We start from the raw sequence: 19497 nt of genomic DNA on the forward strand, positions 1-19497 counted from the left end.
GGACGCCCCTCTCCCATGCGCATGTCTTCCTACCCCTCCCAGTACCTGCGCGGCAGCCATGCACCCGCGCCCCGCACGCTCTACGACATACTCCTTGCCACCGCGCGCGAGCACCCCGAGGCCGCCGCCATCGACGACGGCACCGTCATCACCTACTCCGAGCTCATCGACGAGGTCAACAACCTCGCCGCCTTCCTGCACAAGCAGGGCATCAAGCGCGGCGACCGCATCGGCGTGCGCATGCCCAGCGGGCGCAAGGAGCTCTACATCGCGATCCTGGCCACCATCGCCGCGGGCGCCGCCTACGTGCCCGTCGACGCCGACGACCCCGACGAGCGCGCCGAGATGGTCTTCGGCGAGGCCGCGATCAACGGCGTCTTTACTGCCGCCGGGTTCCAGATGCTTCGGCCCACCCCGGGCGGCGACACGCGCACGCCGCGGCTGGACAATCACGCCTGGATCATCTTCACCTCGGGTTCGACGGGCAAGCCCAAGGGCGTTGCCGTCTCCCACCGCAACGCCGCCGCCTTCGTCGACGCCGAGGCGCAGATGTTCCTCGTCGACTCCCCCGGTGGCCCGCTCGGCCCCGAGGACCGCGTGCTCGCCGGGCTGTCCGTCGCCTTCGACGCCTCCTGCGAGGAGATGTGGCTGGCCTGGGGCCACGGCGCCTGCCTCGTGCCCGCCCCGCGCTCGCTCGTGCGCTCCGGCATGGACCTGGGCCCCTGGCTCATCCGCCGCGACATCACCGTCGTATCCACCGTCCCCACGCTGGCCGGCATGTGGCCGGCGGAGGCGCTGGACAATATCCGCCTGCTCATCGTCGGCGGCGAGGCCTGCTCGGCGGAGCTGGTGGAGAAGCTTTCCACCCCGGACCGCGAGGTGTGGAACACCTACGGCCCCACCGAGGCCACCGTCGTGGCCTGCGGCACGCAGCTCTACCCCGGCAAGGACGTCTCCATCGGACTGCCGCTTCAGGGCTGGGACCTCGTGGTCGTCGACGCCGAGGGCAACCCGGTGCAGGTCGGCGAGGTCGGCGAGCTCATCATCGGCGGCGTGGGCCTTGCCCGCTACCTCGACCCGGAAAAGGACCGGGAGAAGTACGCGCCGATGCCCTCGCTCGGCTGGGCGCGCGCCTACCGCTCCGGCGACCACGTGCGCCTTGAGGAGGACGGCCTCTACTTCGTCGGCCGCATCGACGACCAGGTCAAGATCGGCGGGCGCCGCATCGAGCTGGGCGAGGTCGACGCGAACCTCGCCGCGCTGCCCAACGTGCGCCAGTCCACCGTCGTGGTCCAGGAGGCCGCGGGGCAAAAGGTGCTGGTCGGCTACGTCTCCCTCGAGGACGAGCGGGCGGGCTTCGACCAGGACGACGCTCACGCGCGCCTGGTCGACACCATGCCTGCGGCCCTCGTCCCGCGCATCTGCGTGATGGAGGACCTGCCGGTGACCACCTCCGGCAAGGTGGACAAGAAGGCCCTGCCCTGGCCGCTGCCTGGCACCACCGTCGAGGCGGAGGGGCTTCGCCCCACGGAGAACTGGCTGGCCACCCTGTGGGTCGACGTGCTCGGCGCCTCGGTGGCGGACGTCGACGCGGACTTCTTCACCTTGGGCGGCACCTCGCTGGCCGCGGCCACGCTGGTCGGCCGCATCCGCGAGCGCGTGCCCACCGTCTCCGTCCGCGACCTCTATGACCACCCGCGCCTCGGCGCCCTGGCCGAGCGCGTGGAGGCCATCGCCGAGGAGTCCGGCTTCGAGCTCGCCTTCGACGACGCCAGCGATGCCGACGGGGCCGACGGAGCCGCCCACCGGGAAAGGAAGGACCTGCGCGCGGTCAGGCCCGTGGGGGCCGGCACCCGCATTGCCCAGGCGCTCATCCAGGTCCCGATCATGACGCTGCAGGCCACCAACTGGCTGGCCTGCCTGCTGCTCATCAACAACGTCGCGGCCGCCGTCGGGGTGACCTGGGCGAAGGCGGTCCCGTGGTGGCTGGTCATCGCCGCGCTTCTCGTGTTCTCCACCCCGCTCGGCCGCCTGCCCATCGGCGGCTTCGGAGCGCGCGCCCTCACTGCCGGCATCGTCCCCGGCGACTACCCGCGCGGCGGCAGCACGCACCTGCGCATCTGGGCCGCGGAGCGGCTTTCCGACGCCTCCGGTGCCCGCGCCATCTCCGGCGCGACCTGGGTGAACTACTACGCCCGCGCGCTCGGGGTGAAGATCGGCCGCGGGGTCGACCTGCACTCCCTGCCGCCGGTCACCGGCCTGCTCACCCTGGGCAAGCACTCCTCCATCGAGCCCGAGGTGGACCTGTCCGGCTACTGGGTCGACGGCGACGTCGTGCACGTGGGCCGCGTCGAGGTGGGCAACAACGCCCGCGTCGGCGCGCGCTCCACCCTCCTGCCGGGCACCGTCATCGGCGCCGACGCCCACATCGAGGCGGGCTCCACCGTCACCGGCGACAAGCACGTCAAGGCGGGCGCGCGCTGGTCGGGCTCGCCCGCCCACAAGGTGGGCCGCTCCAAGCACCGCTTCCCGGACATGCACCCAGCGCGGCGCTCCCGGTGGGTGCCCATCTACGGACTGTCCTCGCTGCTGCTCGCACTCCTGCCGCTGGTGGCGCTCGCGCTCGGCGGGGCGGCGATGGTGGCGGCCACCCACGCCCTCGGCGGCAATCCCTTCCTGGGCATGCTGGTCTTCTCCCCGGCGGGCGCGCTCGTGGCCTTCGGCTCCTACATGGTCCTCATCTGGGTCATGGTTCGTTTGCTCTCCATCGGCGTCAAACCCGGCGTGAACCCCGTGCGCTCGGCGGCGGGCTGGCGCGTCTGGCTCATCGAGCGCCTCATGGACGACGCTCGCGGCCACCTCTTCCCGCTCTACGCCTCCCAGCTCACCCCGGTGTGGCTGCGCAGCCTAGGCGCGAAGATCGGCAAGGACGTGGAGATCTCCACCGCGGTCATGGTGCCCCGGCTCGTGGAGGTGCGCGACGGCGCCTTCCTCGCCGACGACACCCTCATCGGCGGCTACGAGCTCGGCGGCGGCTGGATGCTCTCGGGCGAGACCCGCATCGGCAAGCGCTCGTTTGTGGGCAACTCCGGCATCGCGGGGCCCGAGCGCAAGCTGGGCAAGAACTCGCTGGTGGCGGTGCTATCGTCCACCCCGAAGAAGGCGAAGGCGGGCTCCAACTGGTGGGGCTCCCCGCCGGAGCGCATGCGCCGCGTGGAGGTCACCGCCAGCGAGGGCGAGCAGCGCACCTACAACCCGAGCGCGCGCGTCAAGCGCCTGCGCGGCTACGTGGAGACCCTCCGCCTGCTCGCCCCCATGACCTCCGCGGTGCTGGCCACCGCGTTCATGGGCGCGCTCCAGTGGCTCTACCTGAACTTCGGGATCCTCGTCGCCTGGCTGCTCGGCGGGCTGGTGCTCATGGCGCTCGGCGTGGTCGCGATGGCGATCACCATCGTGGTCAAGTGGCTGTGCGTCGGCCGCCACACGACCGCCGACCACCCCTTGTGGAGCTGGTTCGTCTGGCTCAACGAGTTGCAAGACACCTTCGTCGAGGTCGTCGCCGCCCCGTGGTTCCTGCTACCCAACCTGGGCACGGGTTCCCTCAACAACGCCCTGCGTCTGCTCGGCGCGCGCATCGGCCGCGGCGCGTGGATCGACTCCTACTGGTTCCCCGAAACCGACCTCTGCCGCGTGGGCAAGGCCGCGACCGTCGGCCCCGGCTGCGTCGTGCAGACGCACCTCTTCCAGGATCGCGTCATGAGCCTCGATGCAGTCACGCTTGCCGACGGCGCAACGCTGGCAGCCCACTCGGTGGCGCTGCCCGCAGCCTACATCGGGGAATCCGCCACCGTCGCCCCCGGCTCGCTGGTCATGCGCGGCGACCAGGTGCCCGCGGGGACTAGGTGGCAGGGCAACCCGATCGAGCCGATGCAGGCGTAGGTCTAGCTCTCATCGCCTTCATCCTCTACGATTTAGGACGCAGTGGCGGCGTTGAAACACACGTACCGCGCTAATTCCGGCGGCCAAATCACCTCGTATGGTTTGGCCGCTGAGCTTTGCGTCGTCAGATTGGCTACCCCAAGCGCGGCACCAAAAAGCGGAACCTCTCGGAAAAGAGGTTCCGCTTTTCTTGTGATCTCCTAGCCCTTACGGCAGCGCGCGATCACGAGCGCCCCGCCGATGATGAGCGCCACGGAGATCCCGAGGATCCCCAGCACGCTCGCGCCGGTCGTCGCGAGCCGAACGGCGGGCGACGTGGGCGTGGGGGCAGGAGCAGAGGTGGTCGCGGCCTCCACCGGCGCCTGCGACGAGGCCGGTGCGGCCGGCGAAGCGTCAGCGGCGGCGGAGCCAGCAGGCGCCGACGAACCCGAAGATCCCGAAGAACCAGGCGACACAGCCGACCCGGCCAGCAGCGCACCACCGATGAGCGCGCCGCCGATGGCCAGCGGGATCACCCAGCCGAAGGCCTCCTTCTCGCTGGCGACCATGATGGTCTGCGTGGCGGCACCGAGGTCCTTGTGCGAGGCGGCCTCGAGGTGGTCGGGGTCGATGATTGTTTCTAAGACGACGAGGTCGTGGCCCGCCCACTCGCCGCCGACGGTGAAGTCGAGGGAGACCTCGCCGTCGGGGCCAGAAAGCTCGTCGACGTCGAACTTCTTCTCCGCGGTGATGCCGGTGGAGGCGCCGGTGCGCTTGTCCATGAGCTCGCCGCGCAGGGTGTAGGTGTGCCCGGCCTCCAGGCCGGTGTAGGTCACGGTGTCGGTGATGCTGCCGCCGCTGGCGGGCAGGATGTTGCTTGCGGAGTCGCCGGTCACGGTCGCCTTAGTCGAGATCGCCGCGGGGATTTCGGGCGAATCCACGAGCACGGTCTGCGCGGCGGAGTCGCGGTCGGCGTGCTGGACCACGACGCGGCTTTCGTCGTCGGCGGCGTAGATCGCCTCGTAGGCCACGAGCGAGGTCCCCGCGAGGGAGGCAGGCACGTCGAAGGTTACGGTGCGGCTGCCGTCGGCGGTCTCAGCGACAAAGGTTTCTTGCTTCTCGACGCCTGTCGGCTGGCCGGTCGCCTTGTCCACGAGCTGCCCGCGGACGACGTAGATCTTGCCCGCCTCGAGCCCGGTGTAGGTGAGCGTTTCGGCGACCTGGCCGCCGGTCGACGGCAGCAGGTTGTCGCGATCGCCGCCTGCCGCGTCGTAGGCGTTGGTGACGAGCGTCGGCTGCGACTGCTTCTTGTTATTCACCACGAGGGTCTTGCCCTCGAGCGCGACAAGCGGCGAGTGCTCGCCGAGCGTCACGGTGCCGTCCTCGGCGATGGTGACGGTGGCCAACGGAGCGGTGCCCGGCTGCTCGCAGCCGGCGGGCGCGGCGGTCTCGGAAAGCCGGTACTCGCCCGGCTCCAGCTGGAGGTTCTCCTTGGTCGCGGCGCTGTCCCACGCGTAGGTGTCGCCGGCCGCAGAACGCAGCTGCAGGCTCGCGCCCGGCAGGGTTTCCTTGGTTTCGGCGTCGCGTTTTTCGACGCTAAAGCTCTCCTCGCGAGGGACGATGACCTCGCGGGGGGACGGGTGGCGGAAAGAGGCGCCGAGCAGCGTCTGCCAGCGGGTGCCGGAGTCGTTCGGGGTGTAGACGTAGAGCACCGCGTCCGACGGGTACTCCGCAAGCGTCATCTCCTCGCCCGCCCTGGCCTGGTGGGTCATCTGGCGGTAGAGCTTCGCGGACTCGGAGGTGCCGTCGAGCAGGCCCTGTGAGATGTAGCCGTCGGTGTAGTACCACAGCGACTTCTGGGTGACCCGGCGGAGCTCATCGGCGGTGAGCACACCGGAGTCGACCAGCCCCAGGGCGTCGTTGGGGGCGTCGTTCCAGAGGATGGTCAAGAGCTTGGAGTCGAGGTCGCCCTCGCCTTTCTTCTCGGTGTAGGCGGCGAAGTCACCTGTGGCGTCGACACGCGAAAACTGCGGGAGGGCGGCCTCGGGGTTCTGTGTCGGCGGCGGGGCGAAGTGGACGTTCATGCAGTAGGCGATCTCGGCGGCGTCCTGGCCGAGCGGGCGGACGTTGTAGAAGCCGTCCTGGGTGGTGCCGGTGGCGTAGGCCTCGTAGGTGCTGTCGGCGCGGGCCAGCGCGGGCTGCACGACGGCGGCGACCAGCACGATGACGAGCGCGATGAGCCCGGCGAGGGTGAGGCCGCGGCGCGTGGCGAAGGGTGGGGCATCGAAGTTCACGAATACCTGCCTTTCTGTGCTTGGGGATTCCTTGTGAGAAAATCGAGGGCTGACTATCAGAAAAGAAATATACAGACATCACTTTGTGGAAAAAAACCCCATTCACCCAGCTCACAGGCGTGCCAGCATTCCCAACCGGGCCGCAAATCGGGCCCCCATTTCCGATAGCTAGGACTACGGTTCCACCCGGCAGCTTCGATCCTCGCCAATATAACGTGCCCACACCCCTTGTGGTCCGACCATAAATGACCGCGGCCGCCTGCCCCCGCATCCGATCACTCCGACGCGCCGCCACCCCCGCAACGGCCAAGAAATTGGCACAAGAAAATCCCCCACCCCTCCCCCGCGCGGCACCCAAGCTGACCGATGGGGCACCGCGCGTGCGGAATGAGGTGGGGGCCAATCCCCCAAAGGGTTAGTCGCCGATCTGGTCGCGACCGCGCATGACGATGAGCGGGTCCGGCTCGCCGACGACCTCGTGGTCCTTGTTCGTGTACTCGAACTTGGAGAGAATGTAACGCATCGCGTTGATGCGGGCGCGCTTCTTGTCATTCGAGCGGATGGTGATCCACGGCGACTCGTCGGTGTCCGTGTAGCGGAACTGCTCCTCCTTGGCGCGGGTGTAGTCGTCCCAGCGATCGAGCGAGGCTAGGTCCATCGGGGACAGCTTCCACTGGCGGACCGGGTCCACCTGGCGGATGGCGAAGCGGGTGCGCTGCTCCTTCTGGGAGACGGAGAACCAGAACTTGGTCAGCGAGATGCCGGAGCCCAGGATCATGTTCTCGAGCATCGGGACCTCGCGGAGGAACTCCGCGTGCTGTGACTCGGTACAGAAGCCCATGACGCGCTCGACGCCGGAGCGGTTGTACCAGGAGCGGTCGAAGAAGACGATCTCACCGGCGCACGGGAAGTGCTGGATGTAGCGCTGGAAGTACCACGAGGTGGACTCGCGCGGGGACGGCTTCTCTAGCGCCACGGTGCGGGCACCACGCGGGTTGAGGTGCTCGTTGAAACGCTTGATGGAACCACCCTTGCCGGCGGCGTCGCGGCCCTCGAAAAGAATGATGTGGCGCTGGCCGGTGTCCTTGGTCCAGTTCTGCCACTTCAGCAGCTCGATCTGGAGCGCGCGCTTGATCTTTTCGTACTCATCACGCGACATGCGCTCTTCGTAGGGGTAGTCCTGACGCCAGGTGTTGATGGGGGACCCATCGGGGGCGAGCAGTACCGGGTCATCCTCATCCGAGTCGTCGACGATGTAGCCTTCCGTCGCAGCAAGGTCGATGACGGGGAGATCAGTATCAGAGTCAGCCATGCTTAAAATTTTAGCGCCCTACGCCTAGCAATGTTCGCCTTCCACCCGAAGTCGCAACCACCCCCTAGCCGATTACCCCCATAGGTAATACGAGGCACACAATCCCTCCCCCACACGGCACCCGCCCCTTACGCTTTTCACTTTCCGACGCCCATGGCCCCCACCACACGCCACAACCCCGGCACAAGGCCGGGGTTGTGGAAGCTTAAAGCTGAAACGTCAGCGCATCACTTAAGCGAAGATGCCGATCAGGTCAGCGATAGCACCAGCGATAGCGCCAGCAGGCGCCAGAACCTTGAAAATGTCATCGAAAGCAGAGGACAGCGCGATGAGAGACTCCATTTTGACTCCTATGTCTATGAAAGTTGATTTTGATCAGACAGAAACTAGCCAGAGGCTAGAATCAGACTACTCAGCAGAGGAAAGACCCTTGACGGTGGAGGAGAGACCCTCGAGGTTGGAAGAGAGGGTATTAGACGGAGTCTTAGACCCATCCAGACCGAAGAGGTTGGCAATGAACTGCGGAACCTCGGTCAGGGTGTGGAAGGCAGCCAGGCCGTCCTTGAAGTTGTCGAGCTGATCAGCAATGTTAGAAAGATCCATGAAAATCTCCTCTGATGGGGGCCAGCGAACGCTGGCAAGTTTTCCAGTTTCCTGACACCCCACCGGGGCGTCACTCCTGTAAGTGTGCCACAGATTCACAACATTTCAAGTGGTGCGGCGAAAAAAGTTTTGTGATGAATCCGTGAGGGTGTGAAGGTTTCCCATAACAAAATTAACTTTGTCGAAACATGGGGTGAACTGGGACTATAACAATAGAGTCAAGGTTACCCTAACCTGCAGTTTATGGGAATGTTACCGAAAGTGTAACGATTGTAAATGGCAATCCGATTGTGAACTTTCTTGCGAAACCCTTCGGAAATTCCTATGCAAATTGTTTTCAAAATACCCTCAAACGGGGGACATTTTGTGGATAGTTTGACTTAAATGAAAAACAAAAAATCCCCGCGGGTGTATGGCACACTCGCGGGGATTGGCGCTTGGGGCGCGGGACTAGAAGCCCATGCCGCCCATCTCGTCGGCGCCCGGCATAGCGGGCGCGGCAGGCTCCGGCTTGTCGGCGACGACGGCCTCGGTGGTGAGGAACAGGGCCGCGATGGAGGCGGCGTTCTGCAGGGCAGAGCGGGTGACCTTCACCGGGTCGTTGATGCCAGCGGCCATGAGGTCGACGTACTCGCCGGTGGCGGCGTTCAGGCCCTGACCGGCGGGCAGGTTGGAGACCTTGTCGGCCACAACGCCCGGCTCCAGGCCAGCGTTGAGGGCGATCTGCTTCAGCGGCGCGGACAGCGCCTCGCGGACGATCTTGACGCCGGTGGCCTCGTCGCCAGCCAGGTCGAGGTCATTGTCGAGGACGTGAGCGGCCTGCAGGAGTGCCACGCCGCCGCCGGCGACGATGCCCTCCTCCACTGCTGCCTTCGCGTTGCGGACGGCGTCCTCGATGCGGTGCTTGCGCTCCTTGAGCTCCACCTCAGTGGCGGCACCGACCTTGAGCACTGCGACGCCGCCGGCCAGCTTGGCTAGGCGCTCCTGCAGCTTCTCACGGTCGTACTCGGAGTCGGAGTTCTCGATCTCGGTGCGGATCTGGTTGACGCGACCCTGGATCTGGTCGGCGTCGCCAGCGCCCTCGACGATGGTGGTGTCGTCCTTGGTGACGACGACCTTGCGTGCGCGGCCGAGCAGCGGGATGTCAGCGGTGTCGAGCGACAGGCCGACCTCCTCGGAGATGACCTGGCCGCCGGTGAGGATGGCCATGTCCTGCAGCTGAGCCTTGCGGCGGTCACCGAAGCCCGGCGCCTTGACGGCGACGGACTTGAAGGTGCCGCGGATCTTGTTCACCACGAGGGTGGACAGGGCCTCGCCCTCGACGTCCTCGGCGATGATCAGCAGCGGCTTGCCGGTCTGCATGACCTTCTCCAGCAGCGGGAGCAGGTCCTTGATGTTGGAGATCTTGCCGGAGACCAGGAGGATGTACGGATCCTCGAGGACGGCCTCGAGGCGCTCCATGTCGGTGGCGAAGTAGCCGGAGATGTAGCCCTTGTCGAAGCGCATACCCTCGGTGACCTCGAGCTCAACGCCGAAGGTGTTGGACTCCTCGACGGTGATGACGGACTCCTTGTTGAGCTTGCCGCCGCCGACTGCGTACATAGCCTTGGCGATCTGCTCGCCGATGGCCGGGTCGGCCGCGGAGATACCTGCGGTAGCGGCGATCTCCTCCTCGGTCTCGATCTCCTTGGCGGAGCCGAGCAGCTGCTCGGTCACGGAGGACACTGCCTTCTCGATGCCGCGCTTGATGCCCATCGGGTTGGAGCCGGCGGCAACGTTGCGCAGGCCCTCGCGGACCAGTGCCTGGGCGAGGACAGTAGCGGTGGTGGTGCCGTCGCCTGCGACGTCGTCAGTCTTCTTGGCGACTTCCTTGACCAGCTCGGCGCCGATCTTCTCGTACGGATCCTCGAGCTCGATCTCGCGAGCGATGGAAACACCGTCGTTGGTAATGGTCGGGGCGCCCCAGCTCTTCTCCAGGACGACGTTGCGGCCCTTCGGCCCCAGGGTGACCTTCACGGCATCCGCCAGGGTGTTCAGGCCACGCTCGAGGCCGCGGCGTGCTTCCTCGTCAAAGGCAATGATCTTTGCCATGTGTTTGTGCTCCTTATATATGGGACGACACTCACGTCTGTTCTGCCCTTTTCCAGCGCCCGCGACGGCACGGAATGGTTGAGTGTGAACCTTTCCTCACAAGAAAAGAACATGCAGAAAATCAACGCCCTAACGTAGGGGATGGTTCCTGCGCGTGTGCTGTTATTTAGCACTCCATTTAGTCAAGTGCTAACTTCGTTTTTAGCAGTCGACCCTTGCGAGTGCAAGGTGGCGCGGTACGCCGAGAGCAAACGCCGGGGATGGGGCGCCGAGGCCGTAGGCGTCGGAAAGCGACGGCATGGGGAAACTGCCTACACTGGGAAACTATGAGTACCGACGAGACGAACAACCTGGAAGCGCTTCGCGCCCGCATCGAAGCCGACCGCCCCGCGATCTGGAGCGACCTTTCGCAGATCACCTCCTTTAACTCCGTGCACTCCGTGCCCGAGTGCGCCGAGGACCACGCCAAGGCCTGCGCGTGGGTGGTGGACAGCATGAAGAAGGTGGGGCTAGAGGTCACCGAGTACCCCTACGAAGGCGGCGCGACCACCGTCTTCGGCACCAAGCCCGCGGTCGGCGACGCGCCGACGGTGCTGCTCTACTCCCACTACGACGTCGTCCCCGCCGGCGACCCGGCCAACTGGACCGCCGACCCGTTCACGCTCACCGAGCGCGACGGCCGCTGGTACGCGCGCGGCGCGGCCGACTGCAAGGGCAACCTGGTCATGCACTTCGCGGCGCTGCGCGCGATCAACGAGGCGGGCGGCACCGACCTGGGCATCAAATTCCTCGTGGAGGGCTCAGAGGAGCAGGGCGGCGCGGAGCTGACCGCGCTCATCGAGAAACAACCGGAGCTCTTCGATACCGACGTCATCCTCATCGCGGACTCCGGCAATGCCGCCGTCGGCGAGCCGACGCTGACCACGACCCTGCGCGGCGGGGCGCAGCTGACGGTCACCCTCAACACGCTCAAGGCGGCCGTTCACTCCGGCTCCTTCGGCGGCGCCGCGCCCGACGCGGTGGCGGCGCTCGTGCGCCTGCTGGACACCCTGCGCGACGAGCACGGCCGCACCCAGATCGACGGCGTGGACTGCACCGCCAAGTGGGAGGGCGCGCAGTACGACCCGGCGACCTTCCGCGAGGACGCGGGCATGCTGGACGGCACGGAGATCATGGGCACCGCCGACGACAACCCAGCCGACATGGTCTGGGCGCGCCCGGCCGTGTCGATCACCGGCTTTACCTCCACCCCGGTGGACAAGGCCGTCAACGCCGTGCCCGCCACCGCCTCCGCGCGGCTCAACCTGCGCGTGCCGCCGGGAATGGACGCCGCCACCGTCGCCTCGGCGCTCGAGGCGCACCTGCGCGCGCACGTGCCGTGGGGCGCGCACATCGACGTGCTTGTCGAGGACATCAACGACCCGTTCACCGCGGACATCACCGGGCCCGCCATGCAGGAGTTCGCCGCCTGCCTGCGCGCCGCCTACCGCGACAAGGAGCTGACCATCATCGGCTCCGGCGGTTCCATCCCGCTGTGCGCGGAGCTGCTCGAGGCCGTGCCGGGCGCGGAGCTCGCGCTGTTCGGCGTGGAGGAGCCGCAGTCGACCATCCACTCCCCCGACGAGTCCGTCGACCCCCGCGAGATCGTCGACATCGCCGTCGCCGAGGCGTCCTTCCTGTTGAACTTCGCCCGTTCCTAGGCATCGCCGCCGCCCCTGCCCCAGCGCCCGCTGTGAGCAGGGGTTTTCGCTTTTCGACGCCAAGGTCCCCATCGGGCGGGTGTGGTCATACCATGGGCGTTTTTACCCCCGAATGTCAACCCCCATGAGGCGTAGTTGCACGCTCGTGTGACCGTGGTTACTATTCAACTTGTGACTTACACCATTGAACTCTCCAAGCGGGCACTAGTGCTCGGCGACGCCGCGCGCGTAGCCCGAGTGCTTAAGGCTACGTACCCGTTTGTGGGATAGGGACTGACTCCCCACATTCGGGGAGTAGTCGTTATAACCCAAACCCAGAGAGTCGGTCCACCTTAACCGAATGATCCCCGCTCAGGACCTCACCCTAGGCCGCCGGGCGGAACGGATCGCTAAGCTTTACCCTCATTTTTTTGAGACCTATATATAAGGACCGAAATTCAATGTCTGCTCCGATCTTCACCCGCACCCGTTCCGGCTTCACCTCCACCTTCACCAACTTCCACCGTCCGCAAGTCACGCCGGCGAGCCAGGAACCCCAGCAGTCGACTACCCGAATCTTCGCCGACGACCCGTTCCGGGCTCGCTTCGGCCACAAGCTGCCAACCGGTCTGCGCCAGGAGGCCCGCGGAATGCAATGGCGAACCTTCGTCTCTACCTACGCACCAGCTACCGACCTTCGGATCCAGTTCACCGACATCACCAAGCTGCGCGGCTCGCACCTGCGCTACACCGCTGACATCACCCGCACCGACGGCGCGGGACGCACCACCGAGACCCGCGAGATCGTCGCCTCCGGCCCGATCTCCGCGTGCACCAACCTGCTGGCGGACATGGGCCGCCGCATCGAGATCCACTCCTTCCACCAGTTCGAGATCTTCGAGGCCACCGTCACCTTCATCTACGCCGGTAACAACAACAAGAAGCACTGGGCCATGGGCTTCGGTGGCACCCCGGAGCAGTCCGCGGCCGCCGCCATGGCCTCCGCCGCGGAGCTCATCTACGGCTAGGCTTCCCCGTTTTTATTCCTCCCCGAGCCTTCTGGGTTCGCGGGAGGATTTTTGCTGGCTGCGTAGCGTCGATAAGCAAGGGCAATAACAACGGCCGCAAGCGATAATAGCTACCTTTCGCTAGACTGGGGCAGGTGTAACAACCCTCGATCCCTCGGAAGGACCCCCGTTGCTCCCGCTGCTCATCGCGCTCGCCGCCGCCTCGCTTGCCGCCCCGCTGCTCGTGCGCGCGCTGGGGCAACGAGCGTTCGGGGTGCTGGCGCTGGTGCCGGCGGCGGGATTCGTGTGGCTGGCGCGGGAGTTTGCCACCGGCCGCTTCGCGCATGGCGGAGCGATCACCGCGCACTACGGCTGGCTGAGCTCCGCGCACCTCGATCTCACCTTCCGGCTCGACTCGCTGGCGGCGCTGTTTAGCCTCATCATCCTAGGCGTCGGCACGCTCGTGCTCGTCTACTGCCAGGGCTACTTCGGGGCGGCGCCGAGGCGCCTGCGGTTCTTCGCGGCGCAGATGACCGGGTTCGCGGGCGCGATGTACGGGCTGGTCATCGCCGACAACCTCCTGCTCATGTACGTGTTCTGGGAGGTCACCTCCATCCTGTCCTTCCTGCTCGTGGGCTACTACGGCGAGCGCGCCTCCTCCCGGCGCGCGGCGGAGCAGGCGCTCATGGTCACCACCCTAGGTGGGCTGGCGATGCTCGTGGGGATCATCGTGCTGGGCCGCCAGACCGGCGCGTGGAACCTTCACGAGCTGGCCTTTTCCCACCTCGCCGGCACCCACCACATCACCTACGCGGTGGTGCTCATCCTGGCGGGCGCGCTGTCGAAGTCCGCGATCGCGCCCGCGCACTTTTGGCTGCCGGGCGCGATGGCCGCGCCCACCCCGGTGTCGGCCTACCTGCACTCCGCGGCGATGGTGAAGGCGGGCGTCTACCTGGTCGCGCGCCTCGCGCCGGACTTCCACTTCACCCCGGCCTGGCACCTGGTCATCCTGCCGCTCGGGGTGATCACCATGGTCATGGCGGGCTGGATGTCGCTCAAGCAGAAGGACCTCAAGCTGGTGCTGGCCTACGGCACGGTGAGCCAGCTGGGGTTTATTGTGTCGATCGTGGGCATCGGCTCGCGGGAGGCGCTCCAGGCGGGCCTGGCGCTCACCTTCGCGCACGCACTGTTCAAGGCGGCGCTGTTCATGGTGGTCGGCGCCATCGACCACGCCACGGGCACCCGCGACTGCCGGGAGCTCTCCGGCCTCGGCCGCACCCAGCCGGGGCTGTTCCTCCTCGCGCTGGTCGCCGCCGCCTCGATGGCGGGGCTGCCGCCGCTTCTGGGATTCGTGGCCAAGGAGACCACGCTCGCCGCCGTGCTCGACGAGGGGCTGCTCGCGGGCATGCCGGGGAAGATGCTGCTGGTGGGCATCACCGCGGGCTCGATCATGACGGTGGCCTACTCGCTGCACTTCCTCCACGGGGCGTTCGCCACCAAGCCGCCCGCGCACGCCTCGGGCGGCGGGGTCTCCTCGGCGGTGGCCGGGATGCACGGCATCGGGCCCGCGCTGTGGGTACCACCCGCCGTCCTCGTGGCGGCGTCCGTGGTGCTGGGCGTTGCGCCGGGGCCGCTGGATTTTGTCATTTCCGAGCACCTCGGCTCGGTGTTCCCCGCAGAATCGGGCGAGCACCTCGCGCTGTGGCACGGGCTCACCGTGGCGCTGGCGATCACCGCGTTCGTGCTGCTCGCGGGTGCGGTGATCTTCTGGCAGCGCGCGCTGGTGTCCAGGCTCTACTTCAGCGAGCCCGCACTCGGCAGCGCCTCGGCGGCCTACGACAGGGTCATCGACTTCCTGCGCTTCCTCTCGCTCAAGCTCACCGCCTCCACGCAGCGCGGCTCGCTCATGATCAACCTCGCCACGATCTTCATCGTGCTCGCCGTGGTCCCCATGGCGCTGCTGCTCACGGGCGAGCGCACGGACATCCGCATGCGACTGTGGGACTCGCCCATCGAGGGCGTGGTCGCGGGCATCATGATCGTCATGGCGATCGCCGCGGCCGTCACCCACAACCGGCTCTCGGCGCTCGTGTTGGTCGGCGTCACCGGCTTCGGGCTGTCGTTCATCTTCGCCACCTACGGCGCGCCCGACCTCGCGCTCACGCAGCTGCTCGTGGAGACGGTCACGGTGGTCGTGTTCATGCTGGTCCTGCGCCGCCTGCCGCCGTCGACGCAGTGGCGCTCCGGCCCGAAGCTGACCAGGGCGCGGGCGTGGCTGTCGGTCGCCGTGGGCGTCGCCGTTGTCACCTACGTCGTCTTCGCGCAGAACGCGCGCACCGCGGTGCCGGTGTCGGAGTGGATCCCGGGCCTGGCGCACGAGATCGGGCACGGCCGCAACGCCGTCAACGTCCTGCTCGTGGACATCCGCGCGTGGGACACCGTCGGCGAGATCACCGTGCTGGTCATCGCGGCCATCGGCGTCGCCTCGCTCGTCTACCGCACCCGGCGCTTCGCCCGCGACTCGCGGCGCCCCACCCTGCGCGTCGCGGGCCGTAGGTGGCTGGCCGTCTCATCAAGCAGCGAGAAGGCACGCAATCGCAGCTTGCTTGTCGACGTCACTACGCGGGTGCTCTTCCCGTCGATGATCGTGCTCAGCCTGTACCTCTTCTTCGCCGGCCACAACGGCCCCGGCGGAGGGTTCGCGGGCGGGCTGGTCGCGGGGCTGGCCATCACGCTGCGCTACCTCGCCGCCGGGCGCGAGGAGCTGGAGGAAACCCTGCCCGTGGACGCCTCGCGGGTGCTCGGATCGGGGCTTGCGCTCAGCGTGATCACGGCGCTTATGCCTTTGGCCGTCGGAAAGCCAGCTCTGACGAGTCTGTACCAGCAGCTCGACCTGCCGCTGGTGGGCCCGGTGTCGCTGACGAGCGCGATGGCCTTCGACGCGGGCGTGTACCTCATCGTGGTGGGGCTGACGCTGCGGATCCTCGACTCCCTTGGGGGGCAGCTCGACCGCGACGAGGACATGCGCAAGCAGCGCGCCCGCGACCGCGCGCGGACGCTGAGAAAGAACGCCCAACGGCTGGAAGGACGCAAGAAATGATCGCGAACCTCTCCCTCTTGCTCGCCGCGGGCGTGCTCGTCGCCGCGGGTGTCTACCTCGTGCTCGACCGCGCGATGACCAAGATGATGCTGGGGCTGCTGCTTTTGGGCAACGGCATCAACCTCATCCTGCTGCTCAGCGGCGGCGACCCCGGCTCCCCGCCGATCGAGGGGCGCGCGTCCGCGCTATTCGGGGACCGGATCGCCGACCCGCTGGCCCAGGGCATGATCCTCACGGCGATCGTCATCTCGATGGCGATGACCGCCTTCATCTTGGCGCTCGCCTACCGGCAGTACCGCTACCGCACCGAGGACCTCATCGAGGACGACACCGAGGACGCCGCCATCGCCGCGCGCCCCAGGGCGGCCTCCGCGGCGCCCGACCACGACGCCTCCGCCGACCCGGACACCGGGCGCGCGACCAGCCAGGGCGACGACTTCGGCCCCCGCTCCTTCGAACAGCCGATCAAGGAGGACACCAGTGACTAGCCAGCTCTACGACCTCCTCGTGTCGATCCTGCCCGACCTCATCCCGCTGCCCATCCTGCTGCCCGCCCTCGGCGCGGCGCTGGCGCTGATTTTCGCGCGCTCCCCGCGGGCGCAGCGGGCGATCACCGTGGGCATCCTGTTCGCGCTCATCGCGCTGTCGGTCACGCTCGTGCTGCTCGTCGACCGCGAGGGCATCCAGACCCTGCAGGTCGGCGGGTGGGACGCGCCCGTGGGCATCACGCTGGTCGCCGACCGGCTCTCCGCGCTCATGCTCGCCGTGAGCTCGCTCGTCTTGTTCTGCGTCATGTGGTACGCCATCGGCCAGGGCGTGCGCGACGGCGACGAGGAGGACCCGGTCGCGGTGTTCCTGCCCACCTACCTGCTGCTTTCCATGGGCATCAACGTCTCCTTCCTCGCCGGCGACCTGTTCAACCTCTACGTCGGCTTCGAGATCTTCCTGGTGGCCTCCTACGTCCTGCTCACGCTCTCGGCCTCCCCGGCGCGCGTGCGCGCGGGCGTGTCCTACGTGATGGTGTCGATGGTCAGCTCCGTGGTGTTCCTCATCGGCCTGGGGCTGGTCTACGCCGCGGTGGGCACGCTCAACATGGCGCAGATCTCCCAGCGCATGGCGGACGTGCCGGGCGGGACGCAGTCGATGATCTTCGCCGTCCTGCTCGTGGCGTTCGGCATCAAGGCGGCGGTGTTCCCGCTGGACAGCTGGCTTCCCGACTCCTACCCCACCGCCCCCTCGCTGGTCACCGCGGTGTTCGCGGGACTTCTGACCAAGGTGGGCGTCTACTCGATCATCCGCATGCGCTCGGTGGTGTTTACCTCCGGCACCCTCGACACCCTGCTCATGTGGGTCGCGCTGGCGACGATGCTCGTGGGCATCCTGGGCGCCATGGCGCAAAATGACATCAAGCGCCTTTTGAGCTTCACGCTGGTCAGCCACATCGGCTACATGATCTTAGGGCTGGCGCTCGGCACCGCGCAGGGGCTGTCCGGCGCCATCTTCTACGCCATCCACCACATCCTCGTCCAGACCGCGCTGTTCCTGGTGGTGGGGCTCATCGAGCGCCAGGCGGGCTCCTCCTCGCTGCGCAGGCTGGGCTCGCTGGCCAAGGCGTTCCCGCTGCTCGGCGTCTTGTACATGTTCCCGGCCATGAACCTGGGCGGCATCCCGCCGTTTTCCGGGTTCCTGGGCAAGGTCATCGTGCTGGAGGCCGCCGCCAGGGCCGGCGGCCCGCTGTCCTGGCTGCTCATCGGCGGCGCGGTAGTCACCAGCCTGCTCACCCTGTACACCATGGTCGTGGTGTGGTCGAAGGCCTTCTGGCGCGACCGCGCCGACGCTCCCGAGGGCGACACCGCGCTCGTGCGCCCGACCGTGCTCTCGGACGTCACCGCCACCACCACCGTCGCCGAGCGCGCCGACGTGGGCCGCGCGCCCGCGGGCATGCTGGCCGCCACCTCGGTGCTGGTGGCCTGCTCGCTAGGGCTGACGATCGTGGCCGGGCCGGTCACCGCCGTGACCACGCGCGCGGCGGAGTCCGCGCAGGACACCAGCATTTACCAGGAAGCCGTGCTGGGCATCAACCCCGTGCCCTCGCGGACCGTGGATCAGGAGTCCAACTCCGAGCGCTCCGACTCCCTCGATGAGCGCAGCCAGGCCGAGCGGCAGGCGTCGACAAGCAAGGGGGCGCGATGAACGGGATCCGGCGACGCTTCCGCCCGTACTTCACGGCCTGGGCGGTGGTGATGTGGGTGATGCTGCAGGGCGAGCTGACGGTGGGCAACGTGCTCGCGGGGCTGTTCATCGGGCTGGCCGTGTCCCTGCTGCTGCCGCTGCCCGCCATCCCCAGCGGGGCCATCCACGTGCACCTTCGACCCCTGATCGGGCTCGGGTGGCACTGGCTCGGCGGGCTGTTTCGGGGCGCGTTCGCGGTCGCGTGGATCTCGCTTCGGCCCGCCCCGCCGCCGACCACCGCCATCGTCACCGTGCCCATGCGCGTGGAGTCCGAGCTCATCCTCGCGCTGGCCACCGCGCTGTACAACCTACAGCCCGGCGGCACCGTCACGGACATCGACGTGGGCAACCGCGAGTGGACCATCCACCTGCTCAACGCCGGGTCGGACTCCGACATCGAGCGCCAGAAACGCGCCGTCGCCGAGCTCGAGCGGCGGCTCATCGCCACCTTCGAAAGGGGACTTAAGTGAACCCGACCGCCTACAACGCAGCGCTTCTGGTAATCGCCTGCGTGTTTGCCTCCTCCTTCCTGTTGACCAGCTACCGGATCCTCGCCGGCCCCAACTCGATCGACCGGCTGCTCGGCATGGACGCGATCGCCGCGATGATGCAGTGCGCGCTGGCCACCTACATCTGCTGGACGCTGGACACCTCGGTCTCCTACGCCATGATCGTCGTGGCCCTAGTGGGGTTCATCTCCACGGTGGCCGTCGCCCGCTTCCGCAAGAGGGACGATGCCTGATGCTCACCGACGTCATCTCCCTCGTGTTCATCGGGCTCGGCGCCTTCTTCGTGTTCTCCGCGGCGGTGGGGCTCGTGCGGCTGGGCGACACGCTATCGCGAGTGCACGCGGTGACCAAGCCGCAGACGGTCGGGCTCATCCTCACCGTCATCGGCGCGATCGTGCGGGTGGTGGGCTCGCCGTCCTTCGACATCAGCCAGCGCGGGGATCTGGGGATCTTGGTCCTGCTCGTGCTGTTCGCGCTCATGACCGGGCCGGTGACCGGCCAGCGGCTCGGGCGCGTGAGCCGCCGCGAGGGGCTCTACGGGCCGCCGGATCACTTAAGCGCGAACGAGGCGCCGGCGCAGCGGGCGGTGCGGAGGAAGCCTTAGGCCTTTCGCTGGGTGTTTTCCGGGACGCGGTCCTTATCCCCGGGCGTTCCTAATCCCCGGGCGCGGTTCCACGTTTCGGGCGCGGTTCCGTTCCCCCGGGCGCGGTTCCGTTCCCCCGGGCGCGGTCTGTGACCGCGCCCCTCTCAGG

13 protein-coding genes are annotated in these 19497 nt (G+C 67.5%); 9 read left to right on the forward strand and 4 right to left on the reverse strand.

Annotated elements, in window-relative coordinates:
• The first annotated feature begins 15 nt into the window (after window positions 1–15).
• Entirely contained in the window at window positions 16–3939 is a 3924-nt protein-coding gene (locus B843_RS11400) for a Pls/PosA family non-ribosomal peptide synthetase (protein ID WP_025253620.1), read from the forward strand.
• Between the two features lie 200 nt (window positions 3940–4139).
• Here B843_RS11400 and B843_RS13320 read toward each other — a convergent pair whose 3' ends face one another.
• The 4 genes from B843_RS13320 to groL all read right to left on the reverse strand — a co-directional run bounded on the left by B843_RS13320 (window position 4140) and on the right by groL (window position 10218).
• Complete coding sequence (locus B843_RS13320) at window positions 4140–6212, reverse strand: VaFE repeat-containing surface-anchored protein (RefSeq protein ID WP_025253621.1); 2073 nt, start codon at window positions 6210–6212, stop codon at window positions 4140–4142.
• Window positions 6213–6627: 415 nt separating this feature from the next.
• A complete protein-coding gene (gene ppk2, locus B843_RS11410) occupies window positions 6628–7524 on the reverse strand; it encodes a polyphosphate kinase 2 (protein WP_025253622.1) in 897 nt (298 codons plus the stop codon).
• Between the two features lie 408 nt (window positions 7525–7932).
• A complete protein-coding gene (locus B843_RS11415; RefSeq protein ID WP_025253623.1) occupies window positions 7933–8127 on the reverse strand; it encodes a hypothetical protein in 195 nt (64 codons plus the stop codon).
• A gap of 450 nt (window positions 8128–8577) precedes the next feature.
• Complete coding sequence (gene groL / locus B843_RS11420; protein WP_025253624.1) at window positions 8578–10218, reverse strand: chaperonin GroEL; 1641 nt, start codon at window positions 10216–10218, stop codon at window positions 8578–8580.
• A 326-nt stretch (window positions 10219–10544) separates the two neighbouring features.
• On the opposite strand from groL, the gene B843_RS11425 reads away from it, so the two are divergent.
• The 8 genes from B843_RS11425 to B843_RS11460 all read left to right on the forward strand — a co-directional run bounded on the left by B843_RS11425 (window position 10545) and on the right by B843_RS11460 (window position 19349).
• Window positions 10545–11918, forward strand: coding sequence for a dipeptidase (locus tag B843_RS11425; RefSeq protein ID WP_025253625.1), 1374 nt, complete (start codon window positions 10545–10547; stop codon window positions 11916–11918).
• 440 nt (window positions 11919–12358) lie between these two features.
• Window positions 12359–12925, forward strand: a complete 567-nt coding sequence (locus B843_RS11430) for a hypothetical protein (protein ID WP_038595509.1) — start codon at window positions 12359–12361, stop codon at window positions 12923–12925.
• A 169-nt stretch (window positions 12926–13094) separates the two neighbouring features.
• The gene (locus B843_RS11435; RefSeq protein WP_025253627.1) at window positions 13095–16004 is read left to right on the forward strand and encodes a Na+/H+ antiporter subunit A; all 2910 of its coding nucleotides are present in this window, start codon (window positions 13095–13097) and stop codon (window positions 16002–16004) included.
• Window positions 16001–16492 carry a Na(+)/H(+) antiporter subunit C gene (locus B843_RS11440; protein ID WP_025253628.1) on the forward strand — a complete coding sequence of 164 codons (492 nt, stop codon included), beginning with the start codon at window positions 16001–16003 and terminating at the stop codon, window positions 16490–16492. The genes B843_RS11435 and B843_RS11440 overlap by 4 nt, the downstream gene beginning before the upstream one ends.
• Window positions 16485–18197, forward strand: coding sequence for a Na+/H+ antiporter subunit D (locus tag B843_RS11445; protein ID WP_025253629.1), 1713 nt, complete (start codon window positions 16485–16487; stop codon window positions 18195–18197). The genes B843_RS11440 and B843_RS11445 overlap by 8 nt, the downstream gene beginning before the upstream one ends.
• Entirely contained in the window at window positions 18194–18706 is a 513-nt protein-coding gene (locus tag B843_RS11450; RefSeq protein WP_025253630.1) for a Na+/H+ antiporter subunit E, read from the forward strand. The genes B843_RS11445 and B843_RS11450 overlap by 4 nt, the downstream gene beginning before the upstream one ends.
• Complete coding sequence (locus B843_RS11455; protein ID WP_025253631.1) at window positions 18703–18978, forward strand: monovalent cation/H+ antiporter complex subunit F; 276 nt, start codon at window positions 18703–18705, stop codon at window positions 18976–18978. Before B843_RS11450 ends, B843_RS11455 begins: the two co-directional genes overlap by 4 nt.
• Window positions 18978–19349, forward strand: a complete 372-nt coding sequence (locus tag B843_RS11460) for a monovalent cation/H(+) antiporter subunit G (protein WP_025253632.1) — start codon at window positions 18978–18980, stop codon at window positions 19347–19349. Before B843_RS11455 ends, B843_RS11460 begins: the two co-directional genes overlap by 1 nt.
• Window positions 19350–19497 lie beyond the last annotated feature (148 nt).

Origin of the sequence: Corynebacterium vitaeruminis DSM 20294, from assembly GCF_000550805.1 — a bacterium.
In the GTDB taxonomy this organism is placed as follows: Bacteria; Actinomycetota; Actinomycetes; order Mycobacteriales; family Mycobacteriaceae; genus Corynebacterium; species Corynebacterium vitaeruminis.

Excerpts from the sequence above, each read along its gene's own strand:
- B843_RS11460 (WP_025253632.1), top strand. The coding sequence starts at position 18,978 with ATGCTCACCGACGTCATCTCCCTCGTGTTCATCGGGCTCGGCGCCTTC.
- groL (WP_025253624.1), bottom strand. The coding sequence starts at position 10,218 with ATGGCAAAGATCATTGCCTTTGACGAGGAAGCACGCCGCGGCCTCGAG.
- B843_RS11430 (WP_038595509.1), top strand. The coding sequence starts at position 12,359 with ATGTCTGCTCCGATCTTCACCCGCACCCGTTCCGGCTTCACCTCCACC.
- B843_RS11415 (WP_025253623.1), bottom strand. The coding sequence starts at position 8,127 with ATGGATCTTTCTAACATTGCTGATCAGCTCGACAACTTCAAGGACGGC.
- B843_RS11440 (WP_025253628.1), top strand. The coding sequence starts at position 16,001 with ATGATCGCGAACCTCTCCCTCTTGCTCGCCGCGGGCGTGCTCGTCGCC.
- ppk2 (WP_025253622.1), bottom strand. The coding sequence starts at position 7,524 with ATGGCTGACTCTGATACTGATCTCCCCGTCATCGACCTTGCTGCGACG.
- B843_RS11450 (WP_025253630.1), top strand. The coding sequence starts at position 18,194 with ATGAACGGGATCCGGCGACGCTTCCGCCCGTACTTCACGGCCTGGGCG.
- B843_RS11425 (WP_025253625.1), top strand. The coding sequence starts at position 10,545 with ATGAGTACCGACGAGACGAACAACCTGGAAGCGCTTCGCGCCCGCATC.
- B843_RS11400 (WP_025253620.1), top strand. The coding sequence starts at position 16 with ATGCGCATGTCTTCCTACCCCTCCCAGTACCTGCGCGGCAGCCATGCA.